Source organism: Paenibacillus sp. P13VS (assembly GCF_015143645.1).
In the GTDB taxonomy this organism is placed as follows: Bacteria; Bacillota; Bacilli; order Paenibacillales; family Paenibacillaceae; genus Paenibacillus; species Paenibacillus xylanilyticus_A.
This window is the reverse complement of the sequence record NZ_WYEV01000003.1, coordinates 673,429-687,995: the sequence shown is the minus strand read 5'-3', so window position 1 is coordinate 687,995 and position 14,567 is coordinate 673,429. Positions and strand designations below refer to the sequence as shown.

General features: G+C 48.5%; 12 protein-coding genes. 9 read left to right on the top strand and 3 right to left on the bottom strand.

The genetic code is table 11. The features are described 5' to 3' along the window. Positions 1-75: 75 nt before the first annotated feature. Positions 76-714 (bottom strand): nitroreductase family protein, encoded by a 639-nt coding sequence (locus GUA98_RS08015; protein ID WP_193722660.1) that lies wholly within the window; start codon positions 712-714, stop codon positions 76-78. 246 nt (positions 715-960) lie between these two features. Between GUA98_RS08015 and GUA98_RS08010 the strand changes: the two genes are divergently transcribed. Next, positions 961-1,416, top strand: a complete 456-nt coding sequence (locus GUA98_RS08010; protein WP_193722659.1) for a DinB family protein — start codon at positions 961-963, stop codon at positions 1,414-1,416. Between the two features lie 289 nt (positions 1,417-1,705). On the opposite strand, the gene GUA98_RS08005 is transcribed toward GUA98_RS08010, so the two are convergent. Beyond that, positions 1,706-2,986, bottom strand: coding sequence for a glycoside hydrolase family 125 protein (locus tag GUA98_RS08005; protein WP_193722658.1), 1,281 nt, complete (start codon positions 2,984-2,986; stop codon positions 1,706-1,708). 408 nt (positions 2,987-3,394) lie between these two features. On the opposite strand from GUA98_RS08005, the gene GUA98_RS08000 reads away from it, so the two are divergent. From GUA98_RS08000 to GUA98_RS07985, 4 genes are read left to right on the top strand one after another with little or no spacing between them, the layout of a single operon-like run. Then, positions 3,395-4,345: an ABC transporter permease gene (locus GUA98_RS08000; RefSeq protein ID WP_095357637.1), complete on the top strand. Its 951-nt coding sequence runs from the start codon at positions 3,395-3,397 to the stop codon at positions 4,343-4,345. Between the two features lie 16 nt (positions 4,346-4,361). Then, complete coding sequence (locus GUA98_RS07995) at positions 4,362-5,273, top strand: carbohydrate ABC transporter permease (RefSeq protein WP_095357638.1); 912 nt, start codon at positions 4,362-4,364, stop codon at positions 5,271-5,273. 37 nt (positions 5,274-5,310) lie between these two features. Further along, positions 5,311-6,921, top strand: a complete 1,611-nt coding sequence (locus GUA98_RS07990) for an extracellular solute-binding protein (RefSeq protein WP_153978810.1) — start codon at positions 5,311-5,313, stop codon at positions 6,919-6,921. A gap of 52 nt (positions 6,922-6,973) precedes the next feature. Next, on the top strand, positions 6,974-7,990 hold the full coding sequence (locus tag GUA98_RS07985) for a glycosidase (protein ID WP_153978809.1): 1,017 nt from the start codon (positions 6,974-6,976) through the stop codon (positions 7,988-7,990). A gap of 59 nt (positions 7,991-8,049) precedes the next feature. Here the strand turns inward: GUA98_RS07985 and GUA98_RS07980 are convergent, their stop codons facing one another. After that, positions 8,050-10,386 carry a helix-turn-helix domain-containing protein gene (locus tag GUA98_RS07980; RefSeq protein WP_193722657.1) on the bottom strand — a complete coding sequence of 779 codons (2,337 nt, stop codon included), beginning with the start codon at positions 10,384-10,386 and terminating at the stop codon, positions 8,050-8,052. Between the two features lie 279 nt (positions 10,387-10,665). On the opposite strand from GUA98_RS07980, the gene GUA98_RS07975 reads away from it, so the two are divergent. The 4 genes from GUA98_RS07975 to GUA98_RS07960 are packed head-to-tail and all read left to right on the top strand — an operon-like array spanning position 10,666 to position 14,563. Continuing rightward, a complete protein-coding gene (locus tag GUA98_RS07975) occupies positions 10,666-11,718 on the top strand; it encodes an amidohydrolase/deacetylase family metallohydrolase (protein ID WP_265333580.1) in 1,053 nt (350 codons plus the stop codon). Further along, the gene (locus tag GUA98_RS07970; RefSeq protein ID WP_193722655.1) at positions 11,696-12,805 is read left to right on the top strand and encodes a DgaE family pyridoxal phosphate-dependent ammonia lyase; all 1,110 of its coding nucleotides are present in this window, start codon (positions 11,696-11,698) and stop codon (positions 12,803-12,805) included. Before GUA98_RS07975 ends, GUA98_RS07970 begins: the two co-directional genes overlap by 23 nt. Continuing rightward, positions 12,802-13,557 carry a 2-dehydro-3-deoxy-phosphogluconate aldolase gene (gene dagF, locus GUA98_RS07965; RefSeq protein WP_193722654.1) on the top strand — a complete coding sequence of 252 codons (756 nt, stop codon included), beginning with the start codon at positions 12,802-12,804 and terminating at the stop codon, positions 13,555-13,557. The genes GUA98_RS07970 and dagF overlap by 4 nt, the downstream gene beginning before the upstream one ends. Then, a complete protein-coding gene (locus GUA98_RS07960) occupies positions 13,550-14,563 on the top strand; it encodes a sugar kinase (protein ID WP_153978804.1) in 1,014 nt (337 codons plus the stop codon). Before dagF ends, GUA98_RS07960 begins: the two co-directional genes overlap by 8 nt. Positions 14,564-14,567 lie beyond the last annotated feature (4 nt).

The window sequence follows — 14,567 nt, the reverse complement described above, 5'->3', positions numbered from 1 at the left end:
AAGACATTCAGCAGCTAAAGGCAACTATATCATAATGTGATGGCTGCTCGCATCATGGCATGCATCTTATTTGATTTAAGCCCAGAATGTCGTTTCTTCTGCTGGCAGGCGGTAGGAGGTATATCCCTCGCTCGCAGCTTTACCGATGGTCAGCAGCATGACTGGAACATAACGCTCTTTATCCAATCCAAACACTTCGGCAATTTGATCCTTTTCATATCCGCCAATTGGATTGGTATCATATCCATGCGCACGGGCAACCAGCATCAATTGCATGGAAACCAGACCGGAATCAAGCATAATGACATCGTTCATTTCAGCATCAGACATGCTACTATAGATCGGTTTAAATGCATTCAACTGAAAGTCCTTCACATCCTGTGGCATTAATCCGAGCTCAACGGCTTTCCCATAAATGTTTTCGGCATAATCGAAGTTGTTTTTGTCCGCAAACACGGCAATAACAGCTGAAGCTTGAGCCACTTTTTCTTTGTTGAAGCGGGACAGCGGTACGAGTTTGTCTTTACCCTCTGGTGTATCCACAACAAGGAAACGCCAAGGCTGCATGTTAATGGAGGAAGGAGCAGTGCTCGCTTCGTTGATCATTTGAGTCATTTCTTCTCTGGAAATTTTGACGGATGGATCATACGTCTTAATTGAGCGGCGTCCGTATATAATTTCATTAAAATCGTTTGTTTTTTGAGATGGTTTCATAATCATTTCTCTCCCTTTGTCTATTTAGTTGATGCATCAATATTTGACTAGTCAATAGTTGATATGTCAAATATAATTAAATTCATGAAACATTGCAACCTTTTTATTATGTTAAAATATTACAAAATATGAGATGAACTAATGCATTGTTCAATTGCACAATTAGAAAATAAGCGTTTGTCGAATGTGGTTGATTAGAATTGATTTGGCGAATTTAAAGTATGAGAGGAAGAGGGGAATGTCGAAATGAAGACAATTAAGGCTATGATGGAGCATCTGTACTGGGCTGACGAACGAATCCTGGACGCTCTTCAGAAAAGTGAAACGAGGAACAAAGACCTGTTAAAGCTGGTTAGGCATGTTGCGGTTGCAGAACGAGTTTGGCTCACCCGATTGCTCGGCAAGGATAGCGGGCAGTATTCATTGTGGGAGGAGGCAGAAGACCTCTCAGTGATCCGGGCGATGTTCGAAGAAAACGCCAAGCAATATCGCGTCTATGTGGAAGGACTTGAAGAATCCCGGTTGGACGAGATGCTTGACTACGCGAACCAGAGCAGGGTTCTTTTTCAAACATCTGTCCGGGACATCCTGTCTCAGGTTATCTTACATGGTCAATATCACCGGGGACAGATCAACCAAATGCTTCGAATTGAATCAGCAGAGCCTGTCCAAATCGATTACATCACGTTTGCAAGACTGTGAGGGGTGCTAACACTCAGAAGAGTGTGTAGGGAATTGGGTTTTTAACATATCGATTAGCGGTAGCTGAATAAAAACGAGAAGATTTACCGGAAATGACAGCCTACAGCTTAGCGGTTTGAAAAAAAGCAAGGAGCTTCTGCTGCTAGCTCCTTGCTTAGGTAAACGATCTTTACTCCAAAATCGACTGAGCCAGCCTTCTAATCTAAGCTGCACAGCGGTTTTTTTATTTGCATAATCATATTTTTTGAAGATCGTGTTTCTTCAGAATGCCAAGATCAGCGGGAAGAGATTAGACAATTCCCTTGTCCATCGCTTTGCCAATCAGCGTAGCAAAAAGGCTGTTAGACCAGGCGAACCACTCACGTGAAAAGTCGGAGGGATCATCGGGGTGGAAGCCTTCATGCATATACCCGGTATCAGCATCAGTCCTGATCAGCATATCGATTAATTCTTTCGTTTCCTCATCATTATCCGCTGTTAGTGCCTGCATAGATAGTGCCATATGCCACACATAACCCCCTGGCGTATGCGGACTGCCAATGCCTTTGGCATATTTACCCTCGAAGTAGAATGGGTTATCGAAACTGAGAGCAAATCGGCGCGTGTTTTGATAGATTTCATCCTCCACCCCTACATAACCAATATAAGGAATAGATAGCAATCCCGGTGTGCCGGCATCATCCATCAGTGAATAGTTCCCGAATCCATCCGTTTCATAGGCGTAGATTCGGCCGTATTTCGGATGATTCACAATCCCGTACGTCCGGATGCCGAAGTCAATTTCCTTGCGCAGCTTCGCTGCTCGGGCAGCCAGCCTTTTGTCCTTATAAATAACGCTGGCAATCTCCCGGATATACTCCAGAATCACCACAGCGAACATGTTGGAGGGAATGTTGTAGCCGAATTCGCAGCTGTCATCACTCGGGCGGAAGCCCGACCAGCTCATGCCGGTGTAGTTGACAGGCATGCCGCGTCCATTATTGTATAACGTCTCCGTATCCTGAAGCGTCTGCCGGATAAAATGGTAGGGCGATTTCTCCCCGTGATACTGCTCCGTTTCAATAACGTTCACAATGGAGCTGAGTGCTTGGTAGCATGCGGCATCGAAGATATCCGTCTGCTCCGCTTCCTTCCAGTACATATAAGCCAGCTGAACGACAAAACAGAGGGAATCCAGCTCGTATTTGCGCTCCCACATCCAGGGATTTAAATTGCAATCATCCGTAGCCCGGTAATGCTTGTCGTTTGCTGTTTCATTAAATGCATTCGTGTACGGGTCGATATTCACATAGAACATCTGCCGGGCAATCAGGCCGCGGAGAATCCGCTGAAGCTCCGAGTCGTTTTTGGCAAACGGAATGTAGTGGCGCACCTGCTCCGTAGAATCGCGCAGCCACATGGCGGGGATATCGCCAGTAAATACAAATGTGGTGCCGTCTTCAAGCAGCTTGGTTGTCGTTTCAAGTGTATTGGGGAAGCAGTTGCGGAACAGCTTTTGCAATTTGGGATGATGGGCAAGCCGTTCGTCGGCTTCATTCAAGTACTCGGTAATGGAAGGTGGCAGATTCATAGTCATAACTCCTCCTACATCGTTAGGGTAAAGTTGCACGGCTCATAATAGAAGTCTTCTGATATCATCAGTCCGTGTGGTAGCCTTGGCATTCGTAGCAAATGTTTGCATACTTGCCCGTTGATCACAATATGTAACTTTTGCAGCTTAAAGAAAGGTTCATAATTCACACATTATAGCCATCATTATTCTGGGGGTATTTACATCACGGCAAGCCGAAAAGTACCGCAGCAGCAGGGTTTTACGCGCTTGCTAACATGACAATGCACAACCTACATATTTACGGTGTCAGCTAGGTTTCATTACAATTTGAATTGTAAGCGCTAGCATAAAAGGGATCAGCTAGAAGTGCGAAGCGGATACAAATTTATTTTATGTAACGAAAAAAACATAGAGAGGAGTGGGAGAATGAAGGTGAGTCATGCTGCAGTATCCGTAAAACCTTCATTGAAGAACAAATCCCTTGGCAAAAGAATCTGGAAAAATTGGGAGCTTTATTTGTTCATGCTTCCCGCGTTGTTGTATTTCCTCGTTTTTCATTACGGCCCGATGTACGGCATTCAGATTGCTTTCAAGAATTTCGTACCTTCAAAAGGAATTACAGGCAGTGAATGGGTTGGCTTTGACCATTTTGAACGATTCTTCAATTCCTATTTCTTTTGGGATCTGCTCTGGAACACGTTCAGCATCAGCTTCTATGAACTTGCGATCGGGTTTCCACTTCCGATTATTCTGGCGCTAGCCTTCAATGAGGTGCGGAACGGTCCGTTCAAGAAATCGGTACAGACAGTAACCTATGCTCCGCATTTTATTTCCGTCGTTGTTATGGCAGGCATGATCATTACCTTTCTGTCGCCTTCCAGTGGAATGATCGTCCGGTTCATCGAATTCCTGGGCTTTCAACCAGCACAATTTCTAACAGACCCGGCCTGGTTTAAGACAATTTATGTTTTCTCGGGGGTCTGGCAGAGTACCGGGTGGGGGACGATTATTTATCTCGCGGCTCTGTCTGGCGTAGATCCCCAGCTGCATGAAGCGGCCATTATGGATGGAGCGAGCCGGATTAAACGGATGCTGCACATCAATCTGCCAACCATTGTGCCCACGATTACAATCATGCTGATCTTAAATATGGGGAATATACTGGGCCTTGGCTTCGAGAAAATTTTGCTGCTGCAGAATTCACTCAATATGGAAGCCTCCGATGTAATCTCCACCTATGTCTATCGCGCCGGTCTGGTGGATGCCCAGTACAGCTTCTCAACCGCTGTTGGCTTGTTTAACTCTGTCATCAACGTGATTTTACTTGTTACTGTTAATCAGATTGCCAAACGTACCAGTGAGAATAGCCTTTGGTAGAAAGGAGTTGAGGTCTTTGGTTACCGCCATGAAAGAGTCCAGAGGAGACAAGCTGTTTGTGATTTGCACCTATATTTATTTGGTTCTTGCACTGCTCGTTGTTCTCTATCCGCTGATCTATATTCTCAGTGCTTCTATCAGTTCGCCGAAGGACGTCAATTCGGGAGCCATGTGGCTGTTTCCGAAGAATGTGACACTGGATGGCTACAAGCTTGTTTTCGAAAACCCGAAGATATGGAATGGTTATTTGAACACGATTATTTATACGGTGGTAGGGACACTGGTCAATCTCGCCGTTACGCTGCCAGCTGCGTATGCGCTCAGCAGATCCGATTTTGTCGGGCGCAATCTGTTTATGGGTCTCATTCTGTTTACGATGTTTTTCAGCGGCGGGCTCGTGCCAACGTATCTGCTGGTCAAAAACCTCGGACTCATTAACAGCATGTGGGCATTGATTCTGCCGGTGGCTGCTTCAGTTTGGAATATTGTCGTGGCCCGCACCTTTTTTCAGACGACCATCCCAAAAGAACTGCAGGAAGCGGCTCACATGGACGGCTGTACGAATCTGAAGCTGTTCATTCGCATTATTCTGCCGCTGTCGGCACCCATTATAGCCGTTATGGCTCTATTCTATGGCGTAGGCCACTGGAACAGTTATTTCCCGTCCCTGATTTATTTGAATGATGAAGCCAAGTATCCGCTGCAGATGGTTCTGCGCCAGATCCTTGTCCTTCAGGAGATGTCGGCCGAAACGACGGGCGCTTCGATCAATAGCGAGGTGGCGACTGCCATGAACAATAAGGCTGAAACAGCATCACTAATCAAATATGGAGTCATTGTGGTCTCCACGCTGCCGATCGTGGCGGTCTATCCATTCCTGCAGCGTTACTTTGTCCAAGGGGTCATGATTGGCTCAGTTAAAGGTTGAACCATTAGAATGTCTATATAACAAGGAGGAATTATTCATGCAGACCACACGCAAACCATGGAAGCTTCTGTTGTCGTCGGCTCTAGTTCTTACACTGCTGGCAGGCTGCAGCAATGCAGACAAAGGGGCAGGAGATAACAGTACCGGAGCTGTTGCTGTGAATAAAGAGGGTTTCCCGATTGTCAATGAATCTGTGACTCTTACGCTGATGGCGCCGGATGTAGGGATTCAGAACTGGGAGAACATGAAAGTGCTCCAGCAGATGCAGGAGAAGACAGGCATTAAGCTGGAATACAGGAATGCACCGAAGGACAGCTTCGAGACCAAGAAGAATCTGGTGCTCGCCAGCGGAGATTACCCGGATATTCTCTATGCTGCCGGTTTGACCACTGCGGAGCAGATGAATTATGGAGAGCAGGGTATCCTCGTTCCTCTGGAGGATCTGATTGAGGAATACGCTCCGAACTTCAAGGCGTTGCTGGATGAGAATCCGGATGTCCGCAAATCCATTACAGCGCCGGACGGGCATATCTATTCTTTGCCGGTAGTCGAGCTCAGTCAGCATTGGTATCGCAACCCCATGTGGTACAACGGGGACTTCCTGAAAGCATTAAATATCGATAAGCTTCCCGAAACGACAGAAGAGCTGTATACCTACCTGAAACGTGTGAAGGAGGAAGATCCGAACGGCAACGGTATCGCCGATGAAATTCCGATATCCTCGGTGACAACACCTGCTGCCAACCTGCGTGATATCCGTACCTGGCTGCTTGGCGCCTTCGGTATTTATGAAGAAGAGATATACGTGGACGATAACGATAAGGTGCACTATACACCGCTTGAAGAAGGATATAAGGAATATTTGACCTATATGAACCGTCTGTGGTCCGAAGAGCTGCTGGATCATGAGAGCTTCTCGCAGACGGCGGAGCAAAAGAAGGCTAAGGCACAGAACAACCAGGTCGCCCTCTTCTCCGACTGGCATGCCTACATGTCCAAAGGCGGAGAGCCTTCGACGGCAGATCCGATGTTTGCACCTGTCCGCAGCGAGTCGGTTGCTGCTCCGGCGATTGCGAAGAACAGAGGCATTACAACGGGTGCCTTTGCCATTACGGAGAGCAACCCGGCGCCGGAAGCCTCCATGCGTTGGGTGGATTATCTCTATTCCTATGAAGGTGCGATGTTTTTCAATAAAGGGCCAGAGGGCATTCTTTGGGAATACACCGACAAAGAGAACCGGGTAAAGAAATACTTGCCGGTACCGGATGGAAAGGAAATGGAAGATTATCGGGCCACTCTGACACCTAACTATGGTATTCCTGCTCCAACCCTGTCCATGGATGATATTAGTAAAGGGCTGAAGACAGACTTTGATCTCTGGGTAGAGAAGGAAACGAAGCAGAAGCTTCTTGATAAAGGCGCTCGGATTCCGTTCCCAACACTGTTCCTGACCGTGGAAGAGCAGACGGAAATCAGCAACTTGAATTCGGATTTGAGCACTTACGTGAAGCAGATGGAAGCAAAGTTCATCACCGGTGCAGAACCGCTAACCAGTTGGGACAATTATGTGGCGACCGTTAAGAAAATGGGCGGAGAACGTGTAGCTGAAATTAATCAGGCTGCGTATGACCGCTGGAAATCCAACTAATCAAGCTTCTGCGCAAACGATACCTTGAACATGAATCCCAGGAGGAACAGGCATGCAAATAACAAGACACCCGAATAATCCCATTGTCGTCCCAGGCGGCTATGAGTGGCGTAAGGTTACGGTCTTCAACCCGGCGGTCATCATAGATAACGGCAAATTTTACATGATTGAGCGCACTGCAGGCTCCCTGACTCCATGCAAGAATTATCTGGGGCTGCTGGAGAGCGATGACGGGGTAAACTTCACCCACGTGAAGGACGAGCCCATCGTGACGCCCGATATGCTGGGTTTTCCTTATGGCAGTGTGCAGGACCCTCGTATTGTCAAAATTGAGGGAACCTTCTATCTGAACTATGCCCTGCGTCCCTGTGCCATGAGCTATTATCCAACTGGAGCAGGCGTCCCCCTGCGCTCTATTCCCGAATATCCGGACGGATGGGGCGAAGAGGAGGGACACTGGTTGACCCGGTCCTCCATTCTGAAATCGGATAATCTCCTGGATTGGGAGTTTGTGGCGGATACGACGCCTCTTGATATTAACGACCGGGACAACATTTTGTTTCCTGAAAAAATAGGCGGGAAATTCGTGCTGCTGCGCCGCCCCGAGGAATATGTGGGAGAAAACTACGGTACGGATAAGGCGGCCATGTGGATTACCTACTCCGAGGATCTGGTGAACTGGGAAGAGCCCAAGCTGCTAGCCACCGCCGGAAACCTGTCCTGGGAATCGCGGAAAATCGGGGGCTCGACGCCTCCAATCCGGACCGACAAGGGCTGGCTGGTGCTCTATCACGGCGTTGATGAAGATATCGTTTACCGTGTAGGAGCTATGCTGCTGGATTTGGAGCAGCCTGAGAAAATCATTGCCCGGACTCATCATTTCATTATGGAGCCGGAGACGTACTACGAGAAATTTGGTTTCCAGATTCCGAATGTGATTTTCCCGACCGGAAACGTGGTCAAAGACGGTCTGCTCTATATCTATTACGGAGTAACAGATACAGCGATTGCTCTCGCCACGGTTCCACTGGATGAATTGGTAGAACATATCCTTCGGGAAGGGCAGTAAGCAGGACTGACTTGGTTAGTGATTCAGGTGCTTACCAGGGGGAAGAAGGAAGCCCGGAATTAAATGGGCCTTTTCACAACAGTCCCCTTCATAGCGTGTTCTTTACGGTATTGCCCTGGTGTGAGGCCGATTTCTTTTTTGAACTTGCGGATGAAATTTGGCGTATCCAAATAACCGACCTGCTCGATAATTTCCTTGAGCGGTGCGCTAGTGTTCTCCAACAGCCGTATCACTTCGTCCACACGTTTTTGCCAGATATATTGTGAGAAATTGCTGCCTGTCTTCTCTTTGAAACTCCGGCTCAAATAAGAGGTTGAAATGGCAAACTTGAGCGCCACATGTTCCAGGCTGAGTGTGTAGTCTGCGAACTGCTCGTCCACGTATGCCAGAATGTCATCCATTAACGACGATTCGCTAGTCTCCGTGTTCCGCTCAACCTGCGTGCAAATGTCAGCGGCGAGAGAGAGCAGGCGGTTCTCCAGCTCTTCCAGCGTTTCAAAGGAGGTCAATTCCGGTATATTGGCGAAAACACTATCCATCCCAAGTTCGGAAGCCGTGCGCAGAAAAGCGTTCAGAAGTTCGAAGCAGATGCAGCGCAGCAGATGAACCTGCAGCGGCTCGTCTTTGATCATCTCGATGGTATCAGCAATCATCTGGACGGCTACGGGTTCGTTGCCCTGTTTCAGACTCTGCTCCAGCTTCAACATGGATTTGCGCGGGATCCAGAAACTCTCGGTGGCGGAAGGGTTCAGCTCTGCAAGCTGCTCGAAGTAGGTTACCTGTCCGCTGCGACGGATCATCCGGTGCTCCAGTGCTGCAGCAGCTTCGATAAACGATTGATTAAGAAGGCTCAGGTCGCTGTATGCCATACCGACACCGATGCTTAAGGACAGCTGCGAGTGCTCACGAATGATCGCTTGAATGCCTTCAATAACCTGCTCCATTTGGGTCTGGGCCAACATATCTGCCTCTTCGGGAAGTGAAATGATCAGGGCAAATTGGTCCTTGACCGAAAACTCCACTCCAAAGATCTGTGCACCAGAAGGGGGCAAGCATACATTGCCGAGGATCTCCTGCAGGAGATGCCGTTCCTGCCAAGACTTGCTGCCCGGCTTGGTGTCATCCCAGGATAGTATAGCTGAGAAATAAAGGCCTTCTCCCTGAGGATGCCTGAAACCAGTACTGAAGATCATCTGCTCGATCTCAGGGTCGTCCGGCTTGCCATGCTTGAGCAGCAGCAGCATACACTGATTGCGGACGAAAGGCTCCTGTAAATCAATTTTGGCACTGTAATCGTGGATAGTCTGCCGGATCCATTCCCACTCATTGCGAACCTTGGGAGCATCCTTGCCGCTGCTTTTCAGCTTGGCGAATTCCATCAGATCCCTGATCGGGTGGTACTGCCGTTTGGCCAGCAGCAGTGCCGCAGCAATGCCAGTGATTACCGTAATACAAAAGACAATTAAAATCAGCGTCTGAACATGGGCCACACGGCTGAAAAATTGGAAGCTTGGCATCGTGGTCACATAAGTCCATCCATTTTCTTCCGATTGCACCGAAACGACGGAGTGCTGTTCCCCGTCCAGCTTCAGATTATGAATTCCAGGCTCAAGTCCGGATATCTTCTCAAGCTCGTTCTGGGGAAGAGTGACACCATGGCTGTTTGCGGTCAATACCTCTCCGGTAGGACCGAATATATAGCTGCTCCCCGTGAAGTCACTCAGAATTGAATCCATAACACCAGTAAGCTTGGATTCTCTCATTAAATAGACAACCGTTCCATATGGGTAGGGGTCATTCGGTTTAATGGGTACAAGCATGACAAGCATTGGATCCGTTCGGGAATTAATGGTTACATTCTCCGCGGGACGTACCAGCGGTTGTCGGGTTTCATTTAAGTCCTGCCGCAATTCTGCAGGGGACCAGTGTTCAAATTGATAGAGCGTATCGAAGGTAACATGAAGATCAGCGAGACCACGGTGAGAATAGATATTGGAGTCGTTATGGAAATACAGAAGCAGGTCCTCGGCAATGTTACTGCTGGCTTTGTAATTTGCCAAGGCCTGTATCGCCTCCATGCTGTAGTAGGGATCCTTCACCATGTATGGGGTCAAATACTTGTCATAAGCGATTCGCCCGGCTATTTCCTGAAGTTCGTTCATACGGGTATCTATGGTGTTCTTCACCTGATTCAGCTGATTGACATTGGATTGTTCAATTTCGACACGAAGGCCCTTGACAGCGTTTTCATATACAAAAACAGTAACCCCTGTTAGAGGAATGAGAAATATGAGGATGTAGGAAAACGCATATTTCAGAAGAAGTCTTGATTTGAAATGATTCCAGCTGAGTCTAAATTGGTTGAGCAAGGATGGCTTGAGTGCCGGATTAGCCATATAGTTGTCCCTCCCGTATTTAAAAAGTTCGAATTAGTCATTCTGGAATATAAATTTATGCTCTGTTCTGGAGTATACTTAAGTCAGCATAAACATTATAACATTATAATCTTTGGAATAAAGTAGCACGTCAGGTTTATTTTTAATCGAAGGAGGTACAGGTTTCATGAAATGAATCCATTTTTGAATTTTGCCTGTATACCTGGGTCGAAGAAGGAGATGGGATGATTGGGCACAGAGAATGTGCTGCGCAATTTGCAGCTTGTTGACGGGCGGATCATGGATATCGCCATTCAGGACGGGGTCATCACGGACATTACACCGTCAGGCCAGGCTGGGGAAGCAAAGAGAGGTCAAGACTGTTCTGGGTTATATGTGTCTAGCGGATGGATTGATCTGCATGTGCATGCCGTGCCGGAGCTTGATCCTTATGGTGATGATATCGACGAAATTGGTGTGAAGCAGGGAGTAACCACGCTCGTGGATGCCGGAAGCTGCGGTGCAGATCGGATTGGTGCCTTGTACACTGCCAGCCTGAAGGCTGAAACGAGGGTGTTTGCTCTATTGAATATTTCGAGGATCGGGCTTGAAAGGACAGATGAGCTGTCACAGCTGGAATGGATAGACCGGGCTAAGGCCCAGGTAGCAGCAGCGGCTTATCCTGATTTTATCGTTGGCCTGAAAGCACGCATAAGCCGAAGCGTCGTCCAAGACAACGGTATTGAACCGCTCAAGCTGGCACGCCTATTGTCCGAAGAAACGAAGCTGCCGCTCATGGTTCATATTGGTTCCGCTCCGCCTGCAATCTCCAAAGTATTGGAGCTATTACAGCCGGGCGATGTAATTACCCATTACCTTAATGGCAAGTCCAACAACCTGTTCCATGAGGACGGCACACCTCTACAAGGACTGCTTGATGCTGCTTTCCGTGGAGTTCATCTGGATGTTGGCCATGGCACAGCGAGCTTCTCTTTCCGGATTGCAGAACAGGCCAAAGCGGCCGGCATTGAGCTGAATACAATCAGTACGGATATTTACCGCGGCAATCGTCTGAACGGGCCAGTGTACAGTTTGTCGAATGTGCTGACCAAGTTTCTCGTACTTGGCTACAGTCTGGAAGAGGTCATCCGCGCAGTTACAATCAACGCGGCAGCATGGCTCGGCAAGCCGGAGCTCGGACAGATTAGGGTGGGACAGCAGGCGAACCTGACTTTGTTTGCTCTGGAAGCAGGTGAGAAGCAACTGATGGACTCGGAAGGCGATGTTCGAATTGCACAGCACTATATTAAGGTTAAAGGAGTCTATGCTAATGGATCACTCATTACAAGCTAGATATGGACTGAAGCGTGTAATAAATGCCAGTGGTAGAATGAGCATTCTTGGCGTTTCCGCGCCTACCGATTCGGTCATGGAAGCCATGAAACAAGGCGGACAACAGTACGTGGAAATCGCGAACCTTGTAGACAAATCGGGTGAATATATTGCACACCTGCTTGGTGCGGAAGGGGCAGTAGTTGTGAACTCGGCGTCCAGCGGTATAGCCCTGTCGGTGACAGCCATGGTGACCGGCGGTGATCCGCGGCTCAGTCTTCGTCTTCACCAAGAGCCGATAATGAAAAATGAAATTATTATGCTAAAAGGTCATAACGTGCAATATGGAGCACCTGTTGAAACGATGGTATTTCTTGGCGGCGGACGGGTTGTGGAAGTGGGATACGCCAATGAAGGCCGGCAGGAGCATATTGAACAGGCTATCGGTGAATATACTGCGGCTATTCTCTATGTCAAATCTCACCACGCTGTGCAAAAGAACATGATTTCTGTGGAAGAGGCCTGGGAGGCAGCACAGCGCAGAGGGGTTCCGTTAATTGTTGATGCCGCAGCAGAAGAAGACCTGTCCAAATATGTCCATTATTCAGATCTGGCGATATACAGCGGATCCAAAGCGATTGAGGGTCCGACCTCCGGGATTGTCGCCGGTAAAAAGAAATACACCGAATGGCTGAAGGTTCAGCTGCACGGGATCGGCCGCAGTATGAAGGTTGGTAAAGAGACGACCTTCGGACTGCTTCAGGCGCTGGAGGAATACCAGAACAAGACCGATAACAGCGAACGGGAGAAGCAGGCACTGGAGGCTCTTCAGGTGCTCGCTGAGATCAATGGAATTTCAGTTCGCATCGTGCAAGATGAAGCGGGCAGAGCAATCTACCGTGGACGCATCCAGGTTGATTCCAATGTTGCAGGAATGGATGCGAAGGATGTGAATGACCAGCTGCGTGAAGGTGAAATTGCGATATATACACGAGACTATGGTGTTAAGCAAGGTTATTTCGATATTGATCCAAGGCCGCTGCAAGGTGATGATCTACAAGTGATTATCACAAGAATACAAGAAATCGTGGGAGGTGAGCGTACATGAGTCAAATTCAGCAGCGACTGTATAAGAACAGGGCCGCACTTAATGTACTGGCTGGCAGTATCGGGAACGCTAAGGAAGTATTCGAAGCTGCAGAAGGATATGTACTGATAGGTGTGCTCTCCAAAAACTACGATACGGCGGAGGAAGCAGCAATTGCCATGAATGCATATGGTCAGAATATTCAAGATGCCGTATCCATTGGGCTCGGAGCCGGAGACAATCGCCAGGCGGCTGTTGTGGCGGAGATTGCAGCAAGTTATCCGGGAAGCCATATTAATCAGGTCTTCCCGGCAGTGGGGGCAACCCGTGCGAACTTGGGAGCTAAGGACAGTTGGATTAACAGCCTGGTTTCTCCATGTGGGCAACCCGGCTATGTAGATATATCCACTGGGCCTGTCAGTTCAGGAACCGCTCCGCATGCCATTGTTCCGGTTCATGCTGCGATTGCACTGGTTCGTGATATGGGTGGCAATGCACTCAAATATTATCCCATGCAGGGGATGAAGCTGGAGGAGGAATACCGAGCCGTTGCCAAGGCCTGCGGAGAAGCCGGGTTTGCACTGGAGCCTACGGGTGGAATCGATCTGGCTAACTTCGGAGCCATACTGGAGATTGCGTTAGAGGCAGGTGTGCCCCAGGTTATCCCGCATGTCTATTCTTCTATCATCGATCCAGAATCGGGAAATACGAACGTGGAGGACGTTCGTAGACTACTCGATATGATGAAATCGCTGGTGGACCGGTATGCCTAAAATCGCTGCTTTTGGTGAAGTGATGATGCGTTTGCAGGTTCCGGGCTATGAAACGTTGATTCAGAGCAGCAGACTGGAGTATTCTTTCTCTGGCAGCGGGGTCAATGTAACGGCTGCACTGGCTAAATACGGCCATAACGGTGCGCTTATAACCACCTTGCCGGAAACGCCGGTGGGCGAAGCAGCTATCGCTTATCTGCGAAAGCTTGGAGTAGATACTTCACTGATCAGCCGTGGCGGTAAGTATCTGGGAATGTACTTTCTAGAGAATGGCTTTGGAGCCCGTCCCGGCAGAGTCACTTATACAGACAGGCTAGGCAGCAGCTTCAATACCGCGGCGGCGAGTAACTATGATATGCCGGCTCTTGCAGCCAAAGTCGACGTTCTTCATTTATGCGGCATTACGCTGGCAATGAATGAAGGCGTTCGCGAGCAGATGAAACAACTTGCTGTAGAAGTGAAGCGGGCTGGGGGAAAGGTTGTTTTTGATTGCAATTACCGTCCTGCGTTATGGGGAACAGATGGCTATACCAAAGCTCGTCCACACTATGAAGAACTGCTCGAACTTGCGGACATCGCACTGATTAATGAGAAGGATGCGCGCTATATTCTTGGCATTGGTGCTGGAGATTATGATAGAATAACACAGTTAATGCAAGTGATTCCCGAAGTTGTGGAGCGCTTCGGCATCAGAACGGCAGCGGGAACCCAACGAGAGATTAACGCTGACAACACGCATTCCCTGACAGGTTATATCTGTCATGAAGGTACGTTTGTGTTTTCCGGCAAACTGACCTTCCCGGTATATGACCGAATCGGAGCCGGCGATGTATTTGCCAGCGCCATTATCCATGGGGAATTGCAGCAATACCCGCAGCAGCAAACGATTAATATGGCAGTGGCGGCAGCGATGCTGGCCCATACTACGCCAGGCGATACAGCGCTTTTTAGCGAGAGTGAGGTGCTCCGGGCGCTGTCAGACCATACCTTAGATGTTGAAAGGTAGTGAA

Excerpts from the sequence above, each read along its gene's own strand:
- GUA98_RS07985 (WP_153978809.1), top strand. The coding sequence starts at position 6,974 with ATGCAAATAACAAGACACCCGAATAATCCCATTGTCGTCCCAGGCGGC.
- GUA98_RS07990 (WP_153978810.1), top strand. The coding sequence starts at position 5,311 with ATGCAGACCACACGCAAACCATGGAAGCTTCTGTTGTCGTCGGCTCTA.
- GUA98_RS08010 (WP_193722659.1), top strand. The coding sequence starts at position 961 with ATGAAGACAATTAAGGCTATGATGGAGCATCTGTACTGGGCTGACGAA.
- GUA98_RS08000 (WP_095357637.1), top strand. The coding sequence starts at position 3,395 with ATGAAGGTGAGTCATGCTGCAGTATCCGTAAAACCTTCATTGAAGAAC.
- GUA98_RS08005 (WP_193722658.1), bottom strand. The coding sequence starts at position 2,986 with ATGAATCTGCCACCTTCCATTACCGAGTACTTGAATGAAGCCGACGAA.
- GUA98_RS07980 (WP_193722657.1), bottom strand. The coding sequence starts at position 10,386 with ATGGCTAATCCGGCACTCAAGCCATCCTTGCTCAACCAATTTAGACTC.
- GUA98_RS07975 (WP_265333580.1), top strand. The coding sequence starts at position 10,666 with ATGGATATCGCCATTCAGGACGGGGTCATCACGGACATTACACCGTCA.
- GUA98_RS07960 (WP_153978804.1), top strand. The coding sequence starts at position 13,550 with ATGCCTAAAATCGCTGCTTTTGGTGAAGTGATGATGCGTTTGCAGGTT.
- GUA98_RS08015 (WP_193722660.1), bottom strand. The coding sequence starts at position 714 with ATGAAACCATCTCAAAAAACAAACGATTTTAATGAAATTATATACGGA.
- dagF (WP_193722654.1), top strand. The coding sequence starts at position 12,802 with ATGAGTCAAATTCAGCAGCGACTGTATAAGAACAGGGCCGCACTTAAT.
- GUA98_RS07970 (WP_193722655.1), top strand. The coding sequence starts at position 11,696 with ATGGATCACTCATTACAAGCTAGATATGGACTGAAGCGTGTAATAAAT.